Origin of the sequence: Solwaraspora sp. WMMB335, assembly GCF_049179075.1 — a bacterium.
Classification (GTDB): Bacteria; Actinomycetota; Actinomycetes; order Mycobacteriales; family Micromonosporaceae; genus Micromonospora_E.
In genome coordinates this window covers 6,518,563-6,540,539 of the sequence record NZ_JBMHMF010000001.1, presented here as the reverse complement: position 1 = coordinate 6,540,539, position 21,977 = coordinate 6,518,563, and the positions used below count along the sequence as shown (strand labels likewise).

General features: G+C 67.3%; 16 protein-coding genes. 8 read left to right on the top strand and 8 right to left on the bottom strand.

Annotated elements, in window-relative coordinates:
• Positions 1–4: 4 nt before the first annotated feature.
• The 7 genes from ACN27F_RS28195 to ACN27F_RS28165 are packed head-to-tail and all read right to left on the bottom strand — an operon-like array spanning position 5 to position 6,541.
• Positions 5–1,357, bottom strand: coding sequence for a hypothetical protein (locus ACN27F_RS28195; RefSeq protein ID WP_421438471.1), 1,353 nt, complete (start codon positions 1,355–1,357; stop codon positions 5–7).
• Positions 1,354–1,977, bottom strand: a complete 624-nt coding sequence (locus ACN27F_RS28190; RefSeq protein ID WP_421438469.1) for an FkbM family methyltransferase — start codon at positions 1,975–1,977, stop codon at positions 1,354–1,356. The genes ACN27F_RS28195 and ACN27F_RS28190 overlap by 4 nt, the downstream gene beginning before the upstream one ends.
• Before the next feature lie 4 nt (positions 1,978–1,981).
• On the bottom strand, positions 1,982–2,965 hold the full coding sequence (locus ACN27F_RS28185) for an NAD-dependent epimerase/dehydratase family protein (protein WP_421438467.1): 984 nt from the start codon (positions 2,963–2,965) through the stop codon (positions 1,982–1,984).
• Positions 2,962–3,720: a phytanoyl-CoA dioxygenase family protein gene (locus tag ACN27F_RS28180; RefSeq protein WP_421438466.1), complete on the bottom strand. Its 759-nt coding sequence runs from the start codon at positions 3,718–3,720 to the stop codon at positions 2,962–2,964. The genes ACN27F_RS28185 and ACN27F_RS28180 overlap by 4 nt, the downstream gene beginning before the upstream one ends.
• Positions 3,720–4,376, bottom strand: a complete 657-nt coding sequence (locus tag ACN27F_RS28175) for a class I SAM-dependent methyltransferase (protein WP_421438464.1) — start codon at positions 4,374–4,376, stop codon at positions 3,720–3,722. The genes ACN27F_RS28180 and ACN27F_RS28175 overlap by 1 nt, the downstream gene beginning before the upstream one ends.
• Positions 4,373–5,623 (bottom strand): methionine adenosyltransferase, encoded by a 1,251-nt coding sequence (locus ACN27F_RS28170; protein ID WP_421438463.1) that lies wholly within the window; start codon positions 5,621–5,623, stop codon positions 4,373–4,375. The genes ACN27F_RS28175 and ACN27F_RS28170 overlap by 4 nt, the downstream gene beginning before the upstream one ends.
• Positions 5,624–5,641: 18 nt before the next feature.
• The gene (locus tag ACN27F_RS28165; RefSeq protein ID WP_421440493.1) at positions 5,642–6,541 is read right to left on the bottom strand and encodes a radical SAM protein; all 900 of its coding nucleotides are present in this window, start codon (positions 6,539–6,541) and stop codon (positions 5,642–5,644) included.
• 223 nt (positions 6,542–6,764) lie between these two features.
• Here ACN27F_RS28165 and ACN27F_RS28160 point away from each other — a divergent pair, with 223 nt between their 5' ends.
• The 6 genes from ACN27F_RS28160 to ACN27F_RS28135 all read left to right on the top strand — a co-directional run bounded on the left by ACN27F_RS28160 (position 6,765) and on the right by ACN27F_RS28135 (position 14,771).
• Positions 6,765–8,189, top strand: a complete 1,425-nt coding sequence (locus tag ACN27F_RS28160; RefSeq protein ID WP_421438461.1) for a carph-isopro domain-containing protein — start codon at positions 6,765–6,767, stop codon at positions 8,187–8,189.
• A gap of 15 nt (positions 8,190–8,204) precedes the next feature.
• Complete coding sequence (locus ACN27F_RS28155) at positions 8,205–9,155, top strand: FAD-dependent oxidoreductase (protein ID WP_421438460.1); 951 nt, start codon at positions 8,205–8,207, stop codon at positions 9,153–9,155.
• A 418-nt stretch (positions 9,156–9,573) separates the two neighbouring features.
• Complete coding sequence (locus ACN27F_RS28150) at positions 9,574–10,941, top strand: hypothetical protein (protein ID WP_421438459.1); 1,368 nt, start codon at positions 9,574–9,576, stop codon at positions 10,939–10,941.
• A 306-nt stretch (positions 10,942–11,247) separates the two neighbouring features.
• Positions 11,248–11,658, top strand: a complete 411-nt coding sequence (locus ACN27F_RS28145; protein WP_421438457.1) for a hypothetical protein — start codon at positions 11,248–11,250, stop codon at positions 11,656–11,658.
• Positions 11,659–11,853: 195 nt separating this feature from the next.
• Positions 11,854–13,458 carry a DUF6119 family protein gene (locus ACN27F_RS28140; RefSeq protein WP_421438456.1) on the top strand — a complete coding sequence of 535 codons (1,605 nt, stop codon included), beginning with the start codon at positions 11,854–11,856 and terminating at the stop codon, positions 13,456–13,458.
• Between the two features lie 170 nt (positions 13,459–13,628).
• Complete coding sequence (locus ACN27F_RS28135) at positions 13,629–14,771, top strand: hypothetical protein (protein ID WP_421438455.1); 1,143 nt, start codon at positions 13,629–13,631, stop codon at positions 14,769–14,771.
• 127 nt (positions 14,772–14,898) lie between these two features.
• On the opposite strand, the gene ACN27F_RS28130 is transcribed toward ACN27F_RS28135, so the two are convergent.
• A complete protein-coding gene (locus tag ACN27F_RS28130) occupies positions 14,899–15,660 on the bottom strand; it encodes a transposase family protein (protein WP_421432251.1) in 762 nt (253 codons plus the stop codon).
• 118 nt (positions 15,661–15,778) lie between these two features.
• Here ACN27F_RS28130 and ACN27F_RS28125 point away from each other — a divergent pair, with 118 nt between their 5' ends.
• Together ACN27F_RS28125 and ACN27F_RS28120 are read left to right on the top strand one after the other, a co-directional pair.
• Positions 15,779–19,006, top strand: a complete 3,228-nt coding sequence (locus ACN27F_RS28125; protein WP_421438454.1) for a hypothetical protein — start codon at positions 15,779–15,781, stop codon at positions 19,004–19,006.
• Positions 19,007–21,805 (top strand): RNaseH domain-containing protein, encoded by a 2,799-nt coding sequence (locus ACN27F_RS28120; RefSeq protein WP_421438452.1) that lies wholly within the window; start codon positions 19,007–19,009, stop codon positions 21,803–21,805.
• Positions 21,806–21,977: the final 172 nt, after the last annotated feature.

Here is a 21,977-nt window from a genome sequence, read left to right as displayed (position 1 = left end):
TCTCCTATGCCGCCCGGGTTCTCGGCAGGCAGGTGGTCGGCTGTGTGTCGAGTGGCGGTGCGAGGTTGCCGAAATCGGTGCCGAGAACCTCGTCGCTGATTCGGAAGACTTCGGGTGCCAGGGGCCCGACCCGGCCACCGCCCGGCAGTCGGGCGGTGGCAAGGGTCGCGGTTAGCAGCCAGCCGCGCGGGGACGGGGTGACGACGAGAGCCCCGTCGGCTCCGCTCGGGTCGGAAACCAGTCGGTCGCCGTCCCAGCGGACCGCCGCCTTCCGAGGGGCCTTCTCGTCGGTCTCTGTTGCGGCGCCGAAGATCGTGCAGGTGGCACCGGCGGTGAAGATCTGCGCCACCAACTGTTCGACGACGCTGAGGTCGGGCTCGATCCCGTCCCTCGCGAGAAGGTTGACCGCGTGCAGCAGGACTCGACGTGCGGAGGGCGCCGCTTCCATAGCGGAGGTAAGCCGGGCGTTGAGGTCAGTGGGGATGAGCCCGCTGGCTGTGAGGATGCCATCGACGGAGAACCCGCCCCGGTAACCGAGGCGCTCATGCAGAGCCTCCCCGATGCGTTCGGTCTGGGCGACGAGTTCGGCAGCGTCGCCGAGCACCGGCACGGCACCAGCGCAGAGGAAGGTCCCCTGTCCAGGCCGAGGAAGTGTCACGAGTTCCATGGGCGGGAATGGGATGACCATGGTGGCGAGGGCCAGCCCGTGCAGGCGGACGGGGACGCCTTCGAGGAGCGGCATCAGCCGGACTCGCCAGGCTCGGGGCTTGGCGGTGGGGATGGTTGCCGGTGGCGGACGGTCGCGCCACCACCAGATACCGTCGCCGCCGGCCGACGGACCGGCACCGATGGGCTGGCAGGAGCAGACGACTCCGGTGCCTTGGTCGACGATCGCCCCCAGCGTGGCGAGGTCAGCGGTGCCGTCGCTGATGACCGACGGTGCTCGGGGTACACCGGCAACGTCCCAGAGCGTGTCGACGACGGTCTTGTCTTCGAAGAGCCGCCACGCGGGCTGCCTGACGCCGATCCGTTTACGGACGCCGGCGTGCGGCGGATCGAGCGGGTCGGGCAGGACGAGCGTTGCGGTGTTGTCGGGGTCGAAGGCGTCTGCCGGCCCGGCGAGCCAGCCGGAGCCGTCGAGCCCGCCGATGGCGTGGTGCTGCCAGGCGAGGTGGCTGGATGCGCCGGGCAGTGTGCGGCGGCGGGTCTCGGGTGGCGCGTCGTCCAGGGCGAGGGCGAGGCACCGGGCTGGGCCGAGCAGATCCTGCCAGGCTGCCGCGTCGTCGGCGCGTCCGCAGACAACGATGACCTTGCCGTCGGGTAGCAGCTGGTTGATCGGTGGTCCGGGTCTGGTCATCGGCGTCGCCGCCATGGTCGGTCTGTTCGGTGCAGGATCAGGTTCGCTGGTGTCTCGTGGACCAGTTCGTAGGTGTCGGAGCCGAGGTGGCGGTGGATGGTGCGGCGGTGCCGGTCGGGGTGGTCGTCGTCGAACTCGACGATAACGATGGCTGGCCGGTGGCGGGTGTGGTCGAAGGAGTCCCAGACGTCGAGTTCGGTGCCTTCGACGTCGATGCTGAGCAGGTCGATCTGGTCGATGCACCACTGGCCGAGGAGGTCTTCCAAGGTGCGGCACGCGACGAGGATCTCTTGGTAGTCCGTACCGCGCCGCTGCAGACCAGACCAGGACGGTTTGTGCGCGTACAGGCCGAAAGGCCAGAGGCCGGGGGTGGCGGACACGGCGCACGTGTCCACGGCGCAGCAGCGGCACCGGAGCCGTGGGTGGTTGCGGGGGTCGGCATCCACGCAGAGTCCGCGCCAGCCGCGGTTCTCGAAGTAGAGGCTGTTGCTGCCGCGTACGCCGTCGCCAGCGCCGATGTCGACGAAGACGCCGCGCGTCGGGAGATGGTATTGCTCGGCGAGCCAGCGGTCCTCGCCCCATTGGGAGTGGTACGGCGCGGCTTGGGTGTAGGGCAGCACGTCGTCACCCCCGCCACCGCTGGATCAGGTCCCGCTCGCGGGCGTGGTCGAGCCAGCGCTGTGACCAGCCGCGCCGCAGCGCCTGCCAGCCGAGGGCGTCGGTGATGCTGTCGGGAAGGGGCCGGAGGGTGAGGCCGGCGTCGGTGGCGCGGCTGTTGTTGACCGACATGAGCGCCAGTTCGGGGCTGCTGGCGGGTAGCCACAGTGGGACTTCGGTCCATGGCTGTAGGCGGTGGGTGAGGGCGAAGTCCTCGCCGACCCGGCAGGGCGTGACAGCGCGGCCGGCGCGGGTCAGGACCGTGTCCACCAGAGTCCGGGCGTCGGTTCGGGCACCGGCGACGTTGACGACGCCGGTGAGTTGCTGGTCGACGGCGTCGCGCAGAAAGTAGGCGACGTCAGTGGCGTCGATGAGCTGGATGGCCTGACGGTCATCCATCGGGACCAGGACGTCGCCGCCACGCAGGGCGCGTTCCAGCCAGTAGGCGAGGCGATCGCTGTCGTCGTACCGGCCGATGACCAGGCCGAGGCGGGCGATCAGCAAGGGCCCGTTGATCCGGTCGAGGCGACGCCGGACGTATCGCTCGCAGCGCAGTTTGCGGGTCGCGGACGCACGTACCGGGTGGGAGGCGTCAGCTGGGATCGTGGCGGCCCGTTCGGTCAGACCGTGTCGGCTGGGCGCTCTGCGATACACCCCGCAGGTGGAGAGCAAGGTGTATTGACCGACGTCGCCGAGCAGGGGCAGCACGGGGCTCAGGTCGTCGACGTCGCGGGCACTGGTGTCGATGACCGCGTCCCACGGTTCGGCGAGGACAGCGGCGGCTTCGACGGTTGGCGCGCGTCGGTCGGTCAGGACGTGGCGGGCAATGCCGGCGAAGGGTGACGGGGAACGCCCCCGGTAGAGCACGGTGACGTCGTCTCCGCGTCGGAGGCATTCCTCCACGATGTGCCGGCCGACGAATCGGGTGCCGCCGAGCACGAGGATCTTCATCGCGACTCCCCGTTGTCCGGGTGGGCGGGGCTGTAGCCGAGGACGAGCAGTCGACGTGGGTGGCCGGAGGTGTTGGGTCCGCTGGCGTGGACCAGTGCGGCATCCCAGATCAACACCGAGCCGGGTTCGGCGACCAGGGTCAGGGCTGCCTCGTCGGGTGCGGCGGTGTCGGGTACGACGGGTCCCTGATTGGCGGTCGGGATCATCGTGATGGTGCGGCGGTGACTGCCAGGCCAGACCCGCAGCGCACCGGCCGTTTCGGTGCAGGGGTCGAGGCAAACGGCGACGGTGAGCACCCGCGGGTAGCCGCGGGTCGCGTAGTAGGCGGCGTCGGTGTGCTTGCGGACCTCTTCACCGAGCACCGGAAGCGTCGCCCACCCGGCGGTGATGTCGACGGTCTGCTTGTACATGAGCTTGTTGTCCATCAGCTTCGGTGGCGCGCCGAGCAGGTCGGCGACGACACCACGCAACGCGAGGCTGTCCGCCACCGCCGTGGCGGCTGGGGACAGGTCGACCACGGGCTTGACCTTGAGGACATACGGCACACCGCTGGCGAGACGCCACCAGGTGACGCGCGGGTCGAGCGTCCTGCTGGCGACCATCCGGGCAAGCCGGTCCCGCAGGAGCGTGTCGGCCTCGACGCGGAGCTTCTGGATAGTGGCGGGCGGGACCAGGTCCGGCAGGACGAGGTAACCGTCGGAGGCGAACCGGTCGATCTGCTGTGCGGAGACCGCCGGCGCGATCGGAGAGGCCATCAGGCACCGCCTTTCGTGGCGATCGGGACGAGGAAGTCGCGGCTGGGTTTGGTCCAGTGCGGTGGGGTCTGCTCTGCCGGCATGGTGTGCGGGTAGGCGGTCCATCTCGCGAACTGCCGGTCGAGGACCGCACGGCGGGCCGGGCCGATCGAGGTGCCGCTGTGGAAGAAGCTGAACCGGCCGCCCGGGCGGAGGCAGCGCATCGCGACGTGGGCGACGAACTCGGCGAAGTCGGAGTCGGCGTGTCCGTCCGGCGGCCAGGTGTCGTACATGATCGCGTCGAAGGCGTCGGCTGGCAGCGTCACCAGCTGCCACGGGTCGACGAGCACCCGCACCGGCACGTCGAAGGCGTCGACCACCCGGGTGCGCGCCATCAGCGCGACCTCTGGGTGAGGCTCGATCGCCGTGAACGAACCGACCTCACGCTCCAGAAGCTGGGTGGCGAACACGCCGAGGCCGAGCCCGACCTCCAACACGTTGGGGCGGGTGAAACCCTCGGTGAGGCGGGTGACGTGCTCGCGCATCAGGCCGGCCTCGGCGAAGAACATCACGTACTGCGAGCCGATGCGCAGGCCTTCCGCGTCGATCACCGCAGACTGCGCGCGGAGAGCGGCGAGGTGCATGACGTGCGCATCGGACAGTGCCTTCGTGGTCATAGCGGGACTCCGTTGCGGAACCGGGCCAGCGGCTCGGCGGCGAGGAACCGTGATGCGAAGGTGGCAGCCCCGGCGACGGCACGGCGCACCGCCTCTTCGATCTCGGCCACGATCGCGGCGTCGACCTCGCGGTCCACTGAAACCAGGACGTGTGCCGGATCGTCGAGCTGGCCGCCGTTGCGGGCAGCGATGGTGACCTCGGCGTACACCGAGGTTTCCGCCAGCACCCGCTCAGCGGCCTCGGCAGCGAGCGCGGTGTAGATCTTGCCGGCGTGGTGAACCGGGTTCTTGCCGGCAGGCGCCTCGCCGCTCGCCGGGCGCAGCGGCTCAATGGCGCCGCTGTACCGGTTGCCTCGCCCGACCGCACCGCAGTCGCCCTTGCCCAGCGACGTGCCGAACGGCGCCAGGTAGCCGCGGCCCGGCACATCCTTCGTGTTGAGATGCAGCGACAGGCCGGTCACGTTCCGGGACCGGGGATCCTGGTCGAGCAGAGACTTCAACTCGGCGGAGACGGTGCTCTGCGCCTCGGCGAGCGCTGTGCGGTACGTCGTCCAGGAGCCGACCAGTTCGGGATGGAACGGCACAGCGGCCGTGACCTCCAACGCCGACCCGATCCGGACCACCATGACCTTCACATCGGTACCGGCGCCCGGCACGACCTGCCCGAATCCTTCGCTGGTGAGCCGTCGTTCCAGCCGTATCGCAAGATCGGCGGCGAGTCCGCGTCGGCCGGCACCGACGCAGACGACGGTGTCGTTGGCGACGGACTCGGTCGCGAGCACGGCGTCGATGTCCAATGCCTCGTCAGGGCGGTAGAACCTCGGGTCGTGGTCAACGGCGGTGCCGCGCGTGTTGTTGATGTGCAGGCGTAGGTGTTCGAGGATGCGGTAGTCGCCGAGTGCGGTCGGGAGGATGTCAAGGACGACGGCCCGGAAGATGTCCTCAATGGGCACCTGCGTGTCACCGACCTGATCGGTGATCTTGCCGAAGAGGTAGCAGTCGGCTGGCTTGAGGATGTCGAAGCCGCCGAAGCGGACGTCGGCTGCGGCACCGACGAGGTTGACCTTGTCGACCCAGTGGTTGGGGATGACTCCGAACTCGCGCAGGCACCAGGATGAGTAGCGCTGGGAAAAGGCGTCGGCGACCAGGTCGGCGAGGCTGTCCGGGTGGCCGACGCCCTTGCGTTCGGCGACGTCGAACGGCTGGTCGTCCGGGTCGACGCAGGCGTGACGAATCGAGATCTGCATGGGGAACGCCCTTCGTGGTCAGCGGTCGTCCGAGTCGACGCCCACCTCGGGGCGGACCGGAGGATCGACGAGGTAGGACAGGCACTGCGACAGGACCAGCACCCGCTTGGCGGGGCACGGCTCGTTGACGTCGGCAGGCCGGAAGGTGCCGTCGTAGAGATTCCCGTAGCCGGTAGGCACAGAAGCGCATCGGCGAACATCACCGGTGACGGTGACCTTGAACGAGGTAACCCCGGCGGTGCACGCCTGGCCTCGGAAGGAGAGCATTCCGTCGAGGTAGGGCCGGTTGAAGACGTACTCGCCGGAGTTGGCCAGCACCAGCGCCTTCTGCTCGTCGGTGTAGCCCTCCGGGTAGCGGATGCCCTCGTGGACGCCCTTGAACACCTTGGCTCGGATGTGGTCCACGCCCAGCTCACGCAACCGATCCAGGTCGGCGGCGAACCGACCGAGCAGCGGCGGATACAGCACGTACAGGGCGGTCACGTCGAATCCGCCGCGTCGCAGGATCAGGTAGTTGCGGGCGTAGGCGTCGAGTTCCAGCCCGCGCAGCTCGCGTTCGGGCTGGTGGATCGCGGCGACGATCTTCGCCACCCGGCTGGCCGGGACACGGTCGGCGAATTCCGCGATGTCGTCGGAGGCGAGGTTGGTGTTGATGCTGATGAAGTGGTTGTCGGCCAGCCCTTGGCACAGTTCGACGAACCCGGGGAACATGAACGGCTCCCCACCGGACATGTGCACCAGGCAGACCTTGCCCAGCTCGTCGAAGCGACGGACTACCAGGTCCGGGGTCGGCTCGTCGAGGTGCTTGCGGTTGAGCACGAAACGGATCTGCGGGTGGCAGTACTCGCAGAAGAAGTTGCAGCGGTTCGTCAGGTGCCAGTCGAACTCCCAATCCCATGGAGGTTCGGTCTGGGTCATCGCCGAAGTGCGCATCAGGTCCTCCGCTCGCCCGTCAAGGTGTTCACCCGCCGGCGCAGCCCTTCTCGGCGGTACGCCGGCGGGGACGCATCCAGCAGACCGCGAACCGGCACCGCCCAGGCAGGGGATGAAAGCGTCAAGAGCGTCAACTTGGCTCTGGCCACAGCGGACACATGATCTGGCGGCTTCGCGGTACCGTCGGTTGACCCCTGCGGAGGAGCCGATGGGATCGCCACCCGACCGCACCAACCAAGCCCTCGCCGCGCACATGGCCGAAGCCGGCATCACCCCGCGCACTCTCGCTCGGGAGATCAACCGGCTCTTCGGACCCGGCACCCTCGCCGAAACCGCGCCCTACCACTGGCGCGACGCCGGCGGCGTCCCACGCCCGCCGCTACCGGCGTTGACCGCCTACGTCATCTCCCGCCGCCTCGGCCGCATCGTGACCGCAGGGGACCTTTGGCACGGGCAGCCCGCCGCCACAGATGGCACGCTGGTGATGGCGGCCAGCACCGGCATGAACGGATCGTGGAACCTCGCGAGCACCATGCTGGTCGCAGAGGACTGGCTGTTGGGAGGACTCGTGGACAGAAGAATGTTCCTCGCGGTCTCCGGAGCAGCCCTTGCCCAGGCAGTGAACATCTATCTCGACGTACACCTCCCGGCCGGCGGGACCACACTCCCGACCCCAACACCGCACGATCCACTCGTCGAACAGATCGAAGCCAGCGTGCCACGCCTGCAACTACTCGACGACGAACGCGGCGGCGCGGCCGGCCTCGGCTACGTCGGTGCCCAGGTCCGCGCGGTCCTGCTCGTACTCCGCGACGGCGGCCACACCGACGCCACGAGCCGCCGACTCCTGGTCGCCCTCGCCGACCTCGCCCAACTCGCCGGCTGGAAGGCGCTCGACGCCGGACAGCAAGGGCTCGCCCAGCGGTACTACTTCACCGGCCTGCGCGCCGCGCACGACGCCGGATACCGATCCATGGAAGCGCACATCCTCGCCGACCTGTCATTCCAAGCCGCCTCACTCGGCGACACCGACGACGGCCTACGCCTCGGCAATGCCGCCCGCCGGATCTCCGACCGGTCCGCCGCGACCGTCCAGGCGTCCGTGCTGTCCCGCCTCGCGTACGCCCACGCCGCCGCCGGACGCGTCGACCAGTGCGAACGCACCTGGGCCGAGTCCCACGACCAGCTCGCGAAACGGCATCCCGACCGCGACCCGGAGTGGATGTACTACCTCACCCCGAACCACCTCGACTGCCAGGCCGGCTACGCCATGATCCTCGCCGGACGGCAAGTGGTGGCCGACGGCCGAGGAACCGACGGGCGGGCCCTGCTCCGCAGAGGCGAAGCGCTCCTCCGCACCGGCGCCTACGCCCGCCGACCAGACGTCCCCTACCAGCGACGCGCCCTCTACGAAGGAGCCTGGCTCGCCCTCGGCTACACCGCCCACGGCAAACTCGACGACGCCTGCGCCGTAACCCGGATGGCCCTACCCCGGCTCGAACAGGTCCGCTCACCCCGCAGCACCGCACTGCTCACCACACTCGCGCAGGAACTCCGCCGACGGAAGCGGAACCACAGCGTCGCCGACCTGCTCCCCGACCTTGAGAACGCGCTCGCGCGCCAACCCGCCTGACACTACGGTCAAACAATGGCCCGCACCGACCTCGACGCCCTGGTCATCGGTGCCGGCGTCTCCGGCCTCACCACCGCCATCTGCCTCGCCGAAGCGGGCCTACGGGTCAAGATCTGGGCAGCCGAGCCACCTGAGCGGACCACCTCGTACGCCGCTGGGGCAATGTGGGGGCCGTATCTTGTCGAGCCCGTCGGCCGGGTTCGGGTGTGGAGCGCCCAGACGCTGGGCGTCTTGAACGAACTCGCCACCGACCCGGCGACCGGGGTACGGCTGGTCTCCGGCATCGAGGCATCCCGCAAGTCCGTCGAGCCACCGGAGTGGGGCAACCAGCTCGACAGGTTCCGGATGTGCGAGCCGAGCGAGCTACCGGACGGATTCGCCACCGGATGGCGATACACCGCGCCGCTGGTCGACATGCCGGTCTACCTTGGCTACCTGCTACAGCGGCTGGAGGCAGCGGGTGGGGAGATCGCCCTCCGCCGGATCGGCTCCTTCGACGAGCCCGTTCAGGTCGCTCCGCTGATCGTCAATTGCACCGGGATGGGCGCCCGTGACCTCGTGCCCGACCCAGAACTCGCTTCGATCCGAGGCCAACTCGTCGTCGTCGAGAATCCCGGCATCACCGAGTTTTTCTCTGAAGACACCGCGCTCTCACCGGATCTGCTGCACTTCTACCCGCAGGGCGAGACCCTGGTCCTCGGCGGCACCGCTCAACCTGGCGACTGGAGCCGAGAACCAGATCCGGACATCGCCGCCGCGATCATCGCCCGCTGCGCCGATGTCGAACCGCGCCTCCGCAACGCCCAGGTCATCGAGCACCGGGTCGGCCTACGCCCCACCCGGGCCTACGTCCGCGTCGAAGAGCAGCAGCTCAACGGGAGTCGGGTGATCCACAACTACGGCCACGGCGGAGCCGGCCTCACCCTCTCCTGGGGCTGTTCCTTCGAGATCGCACGTCAAATCTGATTGGTCTGATACGGGCTTGCTTCTGGGAGCCCACCCGTTGGCAACGGTCTCCGTCTGGCGGATGACCAGGTCGACGGCGGCATACCCGTGGCCCGGCGGGTAGCCGGAGCGGGCCGGCAATCGGCGGCTGATGTGGATGTGGATGTGGATGTGGTAAGCAGCTTGGCGCGTACCCGAACTACGACGAGGGACGCCGAAACCCCGCGCACCGTCGGGAGATCGATACCCAGGTCGCCTAAGCCGTGAACGCCGTCGCCGTCCGGCCGGCGTGAAGCGGAACCAGTACGTGTGACTTGACTCGACCGGGATCAAAAATTCTGCTTTGTCTACTTTACGTGTTCATTCCTAGATGATGCTGCGCATCTTGTCACGTGTACGCTGTAGTTATCTACAGCACATCCGCTTGGAGGACTGAGCTTTGGCGCTGTCGTACAAGTACATGGCGGTGGGGAACGGGTTGCGAACGGATCACCCGATTCCGGATCTGCCGTTCGTTGACGACTCCCACCTGCCGCTGGACGACCCGGACGCGATCGAAGCGATCGGCCGCAAGCCCGGCGTCAACGGAACCTGGGGCCGTACAGATCCATGCAAGGACGGCGGCTGGGTCGCCTTCACAACCGACGTCCTGCGACCGGATCTGGGCTGGGTGGTGCGCTGGCACCCCGAGCACGGCCGGTCGGTGGTGCTCTATCGCGACGAGGACGTGGTGAGCGCGTACATGTCCTACGAGGACGAGGCGCTGCTGTTCCGCGCCGGCGGCTACTGGTGGGACGGCACAACGTGGTACCGGCCGTCGCAGGTGTTCGACCGAGCTCGGGAGATCTACGTCAACCGGCCGGTCCCGGCCGCGTTGACGATCAGTGCCGCTGACCTGCCACAGGGCGACCCCGGGAAGGGCGCAGCGTGGGCGATCACTGATCTCGACCCCGACACGATGACGCCCGTCGCCTCGCGCCGCTGGCGTGACGACCTTGCGCTATGGGCGCTGCGGCACGGGTCAGGGCGGCACTTGGCAGGCTGCGTCGTTCACCTCACCGCTCCGGAACTCGCGGCGGACCAGCTCCTCGGCGTGGCCGAGCTCGCCGAGATCGCCGGGATCGGCGCCAGCACTCTGCGCGCTTACCAGACCCGAGGCGAGAGCGACGTGCCGCTGGCGCAGGCCACCGTCGGTGGGCGCAGCATGTGGTCCCGACCGGTCGCCGAGGACTGGGCCGAAACCCGCCGCCGCTCCCGCGACGGCGTCGCCCGCACCATGGCCGACCACGATCATGAGAACTTGTCAGTCGGTGTGGCCCGGCTGTGGGACTACTTCACCAACGCCTTTGCCATCGACCTGTGGGACCGAGACAGAAACCGCAAGAGGTTCGCGCTGCGCTGGCGTACCAAGGCTGCGGTGCGCGACGTCGCTCACGACGTCGCCTGGACTGCTGCCGCCAGCCTCGACCGGATCGTCCCCCTCGGCGATCTCGGAGCGACGATCCGCGCCGCCGTGTTGTTCGAGCTCGCCGACTGGCAGCGCACGGTGCTAAACGAGAAGGTGAGTTATCCGATCAATCATGCGATTGCTCGGATGCTCGACTGGTTGATCCAGCACGAGCCTGAGCAGGCCCGGGCCGTCGTCGCGGAGATCGTTGGCGAGGCCGAGCGTGGCCTGGGTATCCCGCCCGAGATTACCGGCTCCTCTCTGCGCCAGGCTCTCGCGCTGGACGGAAAACTGTCTGGCGAGAACGCCTACGCCGAGTTCCTGAACCTCGTCCTACCGCCGGACAGCCGACCGGTGTAGACAGAACGAACGGTTCACTGCCGGCGATCACCCGCCGTGCGGTAGTCCTCGGCAGCGCCGCAGCTGCTGTCACCGAACTGACGCCGTCGGCGCCGGCGAGCGCGCGAAGCGGCGCGCTCGCCGAGGCAACCGCCGACGTCCCGATCGTCCCGCGCTCTGCCTGGGGGCCAAACCGCCGGAGGAAGACCTCACGCAATACAGCTGGAAGCCCTGGGACGGTGGTGTCGTCATCCATCACGCGGGCGAGTTCAGGATCGTAAAGCGTTGAATACTGTTGTTGACGTCGTGACGGCCCAGGATGGGGTCATGAGTCGTAAGAAGGGTCCGCGTTCGGACGGGCCGCAGGCGCGTCGGTCGTTCACTCCGGGGCAGAAGCTGGAGTTGCTGACCGGCTATGAGCAGGCCGTCGCGGCGGGTGAGGGCGGGGCGTTCCTGCGGCGGGAGGGCTTGCACTCGTCGTTGATGTCGGAGTGGCGGCGGGCCCGCGACGCCGGCCTGTTGCAGGGCAAGCCGGCTGGGGCGACGGTCGGGCGGCCGTCGGCGAAGCAGGCAGAGATCGCCCGGCTGCGGCGAGAGCTGGCGCAGGCGCAGGCGCAGGCAAAGCTGGCGCGGACCGAGACGGCGTTGACGATCATGGGAAAAGCACGAGAGCTTCTGGAGGACATCTCCAGGAGCGAGCCGGACGGTCCGGACGTGTTCGGGCTCGGAAAACGCTGATGGCCGCCTACCGGGAGCTGACCAGCACCGGTGCCACGGCCCAGGCCGCGGCGGCGATGACCGGGATCGCCCGGTCCAGCGCAGACCGGGACCTTGCCGGCCGACACCGTCACGGCCGGCCCGGCGGATGCCGGCGAACGGATCGGCCCTCGTCACGGTCGAACCTCCATTGCCTAACCTCTTAAGGAGATGCTGATGTCCCGGACACCCGCTTCCCGAGCGCGTGTCACCGTGTACCGGCTCACCGGCACTGCACCGCTCGACGCTCTGATCCGCGATAAGTACCTTGACCGACCCGAGTTCGTCGCCAGGCGCGTGACCGTCGCGGGCACCACCGGCCTCCTGGTCTCGGGACAGATCCGCGCCGAGACGGTCCGGTGGGCAGATAGCCTCGCCGGCTACACCGGCCTCGACATCGAGGCCTACAACGACACCGCAGCTGCGGCGCTCCTGCTCAACGTCGAAGGACACGTCTACGCGCTCTGCTACGGCATGGGCCACCACCTGCTCAACTACGGCCTAGTCGAGCCCGGCTTCGGGCTGCAGTACCTGGCGCGCGTCGCCGACGTAGACGACCTGCGATCCGTTACCCGGCACACCATCGACCACCGCGCATTGATCGACCGCCGATCGATCCCCACGGGCGGCGACGTTCGCGCCTTCGGCCTCGCCGAACTCGGCACCGTAGTGAGCAAGGTCGTCGGGCGTGGGATCGTCGCGCCCGGCAGCAAAGCGGTCACCATCCGCGGCGCTGATGCGCTGAACATGCCACTCGGCCGGGATCCGGCCGAACTGATCAAGGACCTAGCCGCTGTCGGGGCCACCCTGACGCAGCCCATTGCCCACCCCGATCTCGAACTGCTTACACGGCTCACCCCGTTGCAGCCACGCCATCCGCAACGCAAGAAGCTCGACGCGCGTCTGATCGACGCACTGCGCGGGGAGACCGAGGAGCGGCTCGGCACCGGCTGGCCGTGGGAGCAGTCCGATGAGTTCGGCGCCGTCGACACCGTTCGGCTGCTGCACGTCCCAGGCGCCGAGAACGTCACGCTGCCATGGCTGTCGATCGACGAGCTCAAGAAGATCGCCGGAGAGCGGCCGTCCCGGAACCCGCTCGACCTGTTCCGCACGGTCAAGGTCGTACTCATGGCTGACGACGACACACAGCTGAGCCCGCAGATCCCGGTCCTCAAATGGATCGCCTTCGAGACTCGCATCGACGACAAGCTCTACTTCTTCCACGACGGTCGATGGTTCGCAGTCGCCCAGGACTACGAGGGCCAGGTCCGCGCGGAGGCGGCCCGAATCCTCGTCAACAGGTCCGCCCTGGCTCTGCCCGCCTGGCCCAAGGGGCAGGAGGAAAAGGACTACAACAAGCTCGTCGCTCGCCGTGACGGAAGGTACCTGGTTCTCGACCGCAAGCTGATCCACACCGCCGTACACCCGCGGGGTATAGAGCACTGCGACCTGCTTGGACCAGACGACGAGTTCATCCACGTCAAGCGGCTCCGCGGGTCCGACGACGCCAGTCACCTCTTCGCGCAGGTCCACGTCGCCATCGAGCAACTCCTGTACGACCCCGAAGGGCGACGCGCGCTCGCACAGAAGGTCGCCATCCTCAGCAAGGGAAAGCGAACCGCGCCCGAGACGCCCGCGAAGATCGTCCTCGCGATCGGAGGACGGGACAAGCTGCGCGTCGATGACCTCTTCACGTTCAGCCAGGTCACCCTGGTCCGCCTCGCCCAGCACCTGGAGACCCGGGGCATCCAGGTCGAGGTCGTCGCGATCCCACCTTCGTGACGTTGCCGTCCGAGCAACATCGGAATGGTCTGCGCGGCCGACGCTTCGCCCGGCGAGAGCCATACCGTCCCGCTACCCGCGCCCTTCGACATCGAGGTAAATATGTCGGCATCAGCCCACCCCAGCGGACCATCGAAAAATGTCGGTCAGGTCCCGTACCCTCACGCGTCGTGAAGACCGCACTCTCGAACGTCGATCGTGTGCGGCGGGATCAGGCAGTGACAGCGTGCTGCCTGGCCGCTGCGGCGGTGAGCGATGAGGCCCTGCCTCCCGGCAGGCAGGGGAAGCTGCTGATGGACTGTCTGGGGGTATTGGCTTCGGCGCACCGGATGACGGCCCCGCCGTCGATGGCCGAGTTCCGGCGGGGGCTGGCTGGCCCCCTACGGCTACTGTTGCCCGGCGACATTTCGGCTGACGAGGTGGGGGACCTGGTTCTGCTCGACGAGGCCGGCCAGTTGCACGACGAGGCGCTTGACCTGGGCCTGGAGCACCTTGTGCCTCGTGCGGCTTGGGATGAGCACTGGTCCTGGGCGCGGGTGAGCGCCGAGCAGGAGGAGCGTCGGGTGTACGAGGTGCTCCGGCGGCTGCCCCCGAAGGAGTACACCCGAGTCCGTGGGCTGCTGGTTCGGCACGCGTCCGGGGAGTCGACCCGGCTTCGCCGAGTCTGGGACGGGATGCTCGGCCAGTTGGACCTCTACGAGCCGATCAGTACGTGGCAGTGGTGCCAGGTTCGCGGATACTGGTTCCCCTGTCCGCTCTGCCGCTGGCCCATGCGGGTCAGTCAGTCTGGCGCGGTACGAGAGGTGCGTTGTGAAGCGCATGCTCGGGACGGCGTGATCTATACATGCAACCCGGATCGGATGACGAACCGGGTACCTCAGTTGCAGCCGGCTGGTGCCGCAGCAACGGCGGTGCGAGCGACGCCAGCCACGGCGGAGCACCTGGCGCTCGCCCGCACGACGTGGCGTTATGTAACGCTCCCCGGGCTACTAGAGTGTGGGCTACAGGATCACGCACGGTCGCTCGGAGCTCGGGTATCGATGTGGCCCCACAAGGACCGATACGACCTGAAGATCGCTCTGGGCCGCCGCGTGTGGAAGGTGGATGCCAAGGCATGGGCATCGGTGACCAAACTGGGTGACGCGCTCAAGGACGCCGATCCAGCCGAACCCGGCCTGATCATCGTGATTCCCGATCATCAACGGAACAGCCGCGAACTTCTCCAAAGCATGATCGGCCGACGCGGTTACCGAGTATTGACTGCTGCCGGCCTGATCGCCGAGTTGACCGACGGAAAGGCGGAGCGAACGTGAGCGGGACCGGCCCTGGACTGCAGGAGCTTGCGGCTCAGGTCGCGTGCGCGCTGGCGGAGGCGCTCTGCCCGGCGACAGACCCGGCGGGGCGCCACCTGGCATCGCTCGATCATGCACACATGGAGGTCTATTCACAGGCGATCCTATAGAAGTGCAACCCGATGACGCAGGAGATCGTTTCTGTGAAGGTCGCAAGCGGTCTGCGGTAGTCGGTGTGCAGGATTCGCCATGTCTTCAGGTTCGCGATGACCTGTTCCACAACCCAGCGGATCTTGTTGACCTGCCTGTTGTATTCCTTCTGCCATTCCGCGAGCTCGCCGCCCTTGGGCTTCTTGTACGGGGTGATCATGCCGTTGCCGACGTAGCCCTTGTCACCGATCCAGTCTCCGGGATTCAGGGTGACGAGGACCTCGGTGTCGTTGATCGCGTACGAGTCGTGGTGGTTGCCGGTGACGGGATCGGAGATCCAGGCGAGCGCACCGTCGAGGGTGCAGGCGACCTGAACGCTCATGCCCGTGGTCTTGTGCTTGCCGGAGTACAGACAGCGGTGCGTGCGCCATGACCAGCAGGGAAGCAGCGTGCCGTCGACGATGTACTGGGTGGTCGGGCTGAGGTCGTCGGCTGTCGGCACGAACTCCGTCAGCACGCGATCGAGGACCGGGGTGATGCCGGTGACCGCTCGCGAGATCGTCGACTGGGAGACGCCGTGCGCTTCAGCGATCTCCGCTTGGACGCGGTTACGACGCATGTAGGTCAACGCGACGACGACAGCGCGGTAGAGACCAAGGACCGGGGGCCAGGGCTCCATATTCAGATCCTGGCATTCCGTTCGGACCAGCACGCAGAGGTCGCGGATCTGGTCCGTGGTGAAGCCAGTGGTATGATACATGTCCGGCGGTCCGCTTTTCTTTGAGATGTGGTGTGGTAACTCCATCCTACGGAAGAGCGGATCGTCCTTTTTGTTGGGGGTCTACTGTAGCGAGTCGGAGGCCTGCTGAATAAGCCTCATGTTCGCCTCGGGCCGGGTTGACCTTTGGGACGGCTGGGAGCACCAGCCTGATCGGGTCCGGCGACTCGTCGGGCGGTTCCTGCGGATTCGCAATAACGAGTTGGGCTCCTACGCGCGGTTCATCAAGACGGCCCGCGATCTGGTGTATCGGCCGGACAGCCCATACGGATTGCCCGCCGACATTCCGCGGTCGCAGGTGGGCCATCTCCTGCCTCGGCACGGCCAGCAGCCTTTGGGTCTTGCCGAGCAGTTGATTGGCGAGGCCGAGGCGAAGTATCTGCAATCGAGACGTCCGCACCCGGTGGCATCCGGCGGGCGATGGACGTTCGGACTCCGCGGCGAGTCCGTGGCGGAGCTGCCCGCAGACGTTGCCACCACCGAGGTCACCCCGCTCGTGGTCGCGACCGCTCCTGCGGTGGACGAGGTGAAGGTCGGCAAAGAGGAGCTGCTCGCCTTGGCCGACGAACTCGACGGTGCCGGCCGCGGCGACCCATGGCAGCGAAACGTTTTGGAGACTTTGTTTGACGGGGTCAGAGACTCCGACGACGCGACCGCCAGCGACTTGTTGCTGCGCAGTGGGAAGATCCGACTGTTCAACGCGCCGACCGGTGTGGGCAAGAGCGTGTTGACCCGACTGCTCGCGATCCTGCTGGCTCGGCGCGGCATCCAGGTGGCCGTCGTGGTGGGAACGATCAACGAGGCCCAGAACACGGCCGATAGTATCGCCGAGCAGGACGCCCTCGCTCGAGGTACCTGCGCTGAACTCAGCGACGATCTTCGCGCCTTGGGTAGCCCGCTACGATGCACGACGCTGATCGCTGCCTCTCGGGTGCACGAGAAGGCGGTGCACGCCGCGTCACGCGACGAGTGGGACCGGTTTGACCGGCTGGCCTACGGGTGCGCGCTGCCCGCGTGGCTGGTCGACGGCCCACCGCCTGAGCATGGCAACGAACCCTGCACGTCACTGCTGCCCCAGCCAGGAACTGACGACCCGGCGACGAAGGGCAGCAAGCCGAAGCGGCACGTGTGCCCCCGGTTGAGCGCGTGCGATCGACACCGAGGCACCCGGGACGCGGTCAGCGCGGACATCATCGTGACTAACCACCACAACCTCATTCACGGCACCGTGCGCTTGCCGGTCAGCATCGACGGTGAGACGTACGCGCGGATCAGCGTGCTGGAGCTGGTCATGCGCCGCTGCCCCGTTATCGTCATCGACGAGATCGACCGATTCCAGAGCAGCATGTTCGACTCCGGCGCGCGGCAGCTGATCGTGGCGGCGAACACCGGCCTGGCAGACCTTCCTCTCACCCAGCTCAACGCCCAACGGGTGATGCTGCTGCCAGGGCAGGACCGCAACGTGCTCCCACCGCTGTCGCGCACCACGTTCCTGGCCGATCAGTTTCTGAACTACGTGCTCGAAGGCGACCTGTGGCTGGAGGCCGCCCGCTGGCTTGACAACGACGAGTACCGCAACGGCTCCGGCTGGCATATTCCCGGGTCCAATGATCGACTCCTGCTCATGCACCTGTTCGGCATCGACCAAGCGACCGATGAAGTACCGCGCGAGGTCTACGGCCAGTTCAATGCCCTGTTTCCCGACAGCAACACGGACGACGAAGTCTCCCTATCCAGGGACATGGCCGCCATCGCCGCACGGCTGCGCACGGTGATCAGCAACGACGACGGCATCGACCGCATCCGCGAAGTCAAGGACGACCTGCACCCGATCGTTGGAAAGGTCCTTCGCGCAACGGCCCGAAAGACGCAGACGGCCGCCGCTGAGGGACGCGGCGAGCAGGCGCCCGAGGATGCCTCAGTTCGACCATCGTCCAAGGCAGACCGACGGAGGCCGGCGAAGGAGCCTACCCACGACGAGATCCGCCGGGAGGTCGTCAACGCCCTTTTGGTCCGTACCTGGCTAGGCGCCCTGCACCAGTCGCTGACCGCCCTAACCTACGCGGTCGGTGCGCCCGACACCGACCTACCGGCTGGCCGCGCGCTGATCGAGCAGCTCGGCACGTTCGTGCAGCACGCCACCATCCCGTATGGGCCGCTGGGATACCTGCTGTTCGGATTCCGCATCGACAGAGCCGGTGACGGACTACCGCGCGGCCAACTGTCCGTGCAGGCGATCGCCGGCGACCCGCACACCACCGTGACGCAACTGGGCGACGTTGTAGCGCTGTCCGCAGCGGGTACGCGCCGCATCGTGCTGGGCCTCTCGGCGACCGCGTTCTTCCCCAGGGCAGCGCGCGAACACATTCACGCAGGGGTCACCTACGCGATGACGGATGCTGCCCCCGGCGCCTTCACCACCCTTCCCGGCCAGGCTCTCGACGGTGATCGAGCGCTGTCGGTGGGCGGACAACTGGAGCACCGGAAAGCCGACCTCATCCAGGATCTCGGCAGAATGTTGTGGGAACAGCGCCTCGACCAGCATCTACGCACCCTGGCAGAGACCGAACCCGAACGCGAGCGATGCCTGCTCGTCGGCAACTCCTATCCGCAAGCCGCCCTGCTCGGCGCGAGCATCGCTCGGTCGGTGGTCGAGCCTGGCTGGGTTGCCGTGGTCGTACCCAAGGAACCCCGGCCGACCAACTCCGTGATCCCCAGCGGCGTCGTGCAAATCACCGTTGACGACCTTGAGGACCTGCCCCGCAAATACCCCGCCGTGAAGGTGTGCACCGCTCCGCTGAGCCTGGTCGCACGGGGCATGAACATCCTGGTGCCCGGCACCCAGCGCTCGGCGCTAGCATCGATCTGGGTGTGCGTACGCCCAGTCCTGCAGCTCAACGCACCCGCAGAGATCTTGGCCAGCGTGAACGCGACCGCGCTGGCCGTTGGTGAGCCGGGTCAAGATTCGGCGCTTGTGCTCGCCGCGCAGCGCCGCGCCGCCTTCCGCCGGTTGTTCACCCTCCTGTCCAGCGATCCACGCTTCAGCCGACTGCCCCGCTATCTCAAGGCCGAAGCGATCGCCGGCATGATCGTCGACCTCATCCAACTCGCCGGCCGCGCGCGCCGAGGCGGCACGCCGGTACGGCTGTACCTGGTGGACAACGCCTTCCACGACGCCACCCTTGGCAGCGACCTGCCCAGCCTGCTTCGCTACTACTACAACAGCCTGACCCCGCACGACCAGACGGCCCTCGACCGCATCTACGGTTCCACCCTAGGGTCATGGCTGCAGTTCGCCGGTATCGAATACACCACATCTGGAGCGTAGGTGACCCCCGGACCAGAAGAGCTGACCCTACTTGCGTATCCGCTGACCACCGACCTGCTCGGCAAGGTCCACATCTACGACTTCTCCGACCGCATCCGGCAGGCGTGGGATGAGGTCCGCGAAGACTTCTACGCCGCTACCGGCTCCGAGGGCAATCTGCCGTACGCCGGTCTGGCCACCGCACTACGTGCAGTCGGGTGTACCAGCGCCAATTTCGATCCCACCTCGAAGACGGCCCCGCCGCTGCGGATGATCACGCGGGAGCGGCTCAAGCGCGAGGACCTGCACGACGCGATCACGGTATGGCACCAGGCCGTGTTGAAGGTACCCGACGCTGATATCCGGTTCTCCTTCACCAGCAAGCTCGCCGATCTCATCAGCGCGGTCAAGCCGAAAGCCGTCCAGCTTGTAGACCACGTGACCCATTGCGGCGGCCAGCCCGACGCGCCGAGCTGGGTTTACGCCGCAGCGACCTGGGAAATCGCGCAGAGAATCGCGCACGCGAAACAACCGTGGACCATCGACGGCAAGACAGTTCGACTGCGCGCCGACACCGACGGCAACTTGATCGTCTGGGATCCGGATCTGTTGTGGGAAGGCCGATGGAAGCCCAGCGGCCCGCCCTCCTACGCCGCGCTTAGGGTCGAGCTGAACATGAAAACCCTGCCCTGGACCGCCTCGCCCGTCGTGGTCGTCCAGCCGCAGGTCTCCCGCCTGACTCGCTGGGCCAACGCCGCTGGCAACGCCTGGCTCGAGCAACGCGATCCGAAAGCCCCGCTCCTGGTCATCGGCCTGGAGAACCGCCAGATCGAATACTCCTCACGAGTGGCGTTGAAGGTCTTCGCCCAGCTTCGTCTGCAACCCACGCCGATCGTGGCAACTGACTTCGACCTGGCGAGCAAGACCAGCCCGGTGCGAGCCCTGGTACCCAAGTCGGTGCGATTCCCCATTGGACGAGGTGTCGGCATGCACCTTGTTCGGGAACTGAGTGCCCACATGACAGGGGTGCTGCGTACCGAGCCGGTGACCGCCCACAACGTGGCCGGTCACCAGTTTTCCAACGCCGACCGTCGGCACCTCGACCATGGTCGCGACATCGAACTTCTTCACCCGGACGAGCTGCCCGCCATCGTCGCCGCGTCAGGCTGCCAGGACCTGCGGATCCTGGTGCTGTACCGCAATGACCACACCCGGGGTCGGATCCAGCGACTGCTCGCCTACCACTTCGCCAGGCCCGACCTCGCCGAACACGGCATCGAGATTGGCGCGCCGATACGGCTAGCCGAGCGTGTCGAGGTCATCGTGCAGCCCGCTGGCGAATTGCTCGATCATGGTGATCACGACAAGCGCCCAGCGCTCGTGGACGCCCTGACCGGGATCGACGCACCAGAAGGTACCCGGATGGTGGCGCTGTGCGAGACCGAGTACGACGAAGCAGAATGGGCGAGGCTCTGTAAGCTTGCCCGCCGCCGGGACAGTGACGTCGTTAGTCCGGACGTCATGGATGCGAAGCCCAAGGTCAGAGGGCTCTTGGCCGATCGAAAGGTCGCCGCGCAGTTCCTCGCCACCGGACCCGATCAGGTGGAGGCGGACGCTGGGGACATCGCTGACAGCAGCGAATCCGACGCACTGGCCACGGATGATGACGACATCACCGATCCTCTGAACCCGGACCTCCTAAGCGAGGAAGCGCAGGCGGACCCCCTCACGGCCCTTGGGAAGACGCTCCAAAGCGACCACGCGGGCCACAACGCCATCGCCGACATGCTGCGCGCCGCGGGACTGGTACACCCGCGTCTCGGCCGGGCACTCTCGCACGGAAAATTGGGCATTACGGAACCCATGACGTACGTGGGGCTCCATGTCCGCGAGCAACGCGGAGAGCTGCGCAGGTACGGCAAACCACGGCTCAGCTGGTCGCTGGTCGCGCTGATCCCCAACGGAGTGCACTGGCGGGTTAAGGCATATACGCCGAAGGCCCACCCACGCGGCGGCCGGACAGGATGGCTGGACTACACCGACGCCAACGTCGCGTTCCGCGCCAACCGGCTCCCGGAAGGACGACGGAAGGACGCGGACTTCGTTGACGCGGTTGATGTTGCTCTCACCCAGCTCGCCGACGAACTCACCGGCACCGCCGGCTACGTACTGTTCGTGTCGGGTGAGAACGCCCGAAGCCTATGGGCCAGGTTGGCGAACAAGAACCTCGAACGCGAACCGGATGACACCGGCAAAGTCGATGGCCGCCCGCTACTGCCCGGTCTTCGTCTCCAACGGCTGCACCGTCCCCGCGCCATCGTCCGCGTCACCTCCAGATCTACCGAGGTCCCGCGCCCAGTGCAAGTGAGCCGACCGAAGGTCGGCGACGACGGAAAGACAGTTGTCAAGGTCGGCAAGACCACCCGGGCGCTCTACCAGCTCGATCGAGCCAAAGACACTTGGATCTTGTCGAACGTTCCCCGGCAATTCGATGGCAAAACGGCCTACAGTCGGGCTGGTAGCATGCACACCCGGTGGAGCGCAACCGGGGCGGAGCAACGCAAGACCTGGTACGCCCACACGCCGACCGAGATTTTCGTTGCGCACTACGACGCGGACCCCTTGCGCTATGCCGTGCTCGCCGCTCGGCTCTGCCATCACGCACTGTCCTGGGAAGGACGTACCAGCTACCCCGCTCCGGTCCACCTCGCAATCCAGATGGACAAGGACCACCCCGAGTATCGCCGCACTATCGACGCCAACGAGGAGATCGACCCTGACGAGGATGACGGCCCCGATGCCGGTACACCGAGGAGTTGAACGATCGTGGTTTGTGGGCTGGCGGTCATGTACCCGGCACAGGTGGGCGTAGAGGGTGCCGCCGGGGTGCTGAATTGTCCCAGCTCCATCCTGCCGTAGCCAGCGCCGCACGTCAGAGTCCGCACCCATGGACCGACCTTATGTAGACCGCGCCTGGCCGGCAGCCCGTCAG

Coding starts and splice junctions, on each gene's coding strand:
- ACN27F_RS28140 (WP_421438456.1), top strand. CDS start 11,854: ATGTCCCGGACACCCGCTTCCCGAGCGCGTGTCACCGTGTACCGGCTC.
- ACN27F_RS28125 (WP_421438454.1), top strand. CDS start 15,779: ATGTTCGCCTCGGGCCGGGTTGACCTTTGGGACGGCTGGGAGCACCAG.
- ACN27F_RS28185 (WP_421438467.1), bottom strand. CDS start 2,965: ATGAAGATCCTCGTGCTCGGCGGCACCCGATTCGTCGGCCGGCACATC.
- ACN27F_RS28130 (WP_421432251.1), bottom strand. CDS start 15,660: ATGTATCATACCACTGGCTTCACCACGGACCAGATCCGCGACCTCTGC.
- ACN27F_RS28175 (WP_421438464.1), bottom strand. CDS start 4,376: ATGACCACGAAGGCACTGTCCGATGCGCACGTCATGCACCTCGCCGCT.
- ACN27F_RS28180 (WP_421438466.1), bottom strand. CDS start 3,720: ATGGCCTCTCCGATCGCGCCGGCGGTCTCCGCACAGCAGATCGACCGG.
- ACN27F_RS28165 (WP_421440493.1), bottom strand. CDS start 6,541: ATGACCCAGACCGAACCTCCATGGGATTGGGAGTTCGACTGGCACCTG.
- ACN27F_RS28195 (WP_421438471.1), bottom strand. CDS start 1,357: ATGACCAGACCCGGACCACCGATCAACCAGCTGCTACCCGACGGCAAG.
- ACN27F_RS28145 (WP_421438457.1), top strand. CDS start 11,248: ATGAGTCGTAAGAAGGGTCCGCGTTCGGACGGGCCGCAGGCGCGTCGG.
- ACN27F_RS28155 (WP_421438460.1), top strand. CDS start 8,205: ATGGCCCGCACCGACCTCGACGCCCTGGTCATCGGTGCCGGCGTCTCC.
- ACN27F_RS28160 (WP_421438461.1), top strand. CDS start 6,765: ATGGGATCGCCACCCGACCGCACCAACCAAGCCCTCGCCGCGCACATG.
- ACN27F_RS28170 (WP_421438463.1), bottom strand. CDS start 5,623: ATGCAGATCTCGATTCGTCACGCCTGCGTCGACCCGGACGACCAGCCG.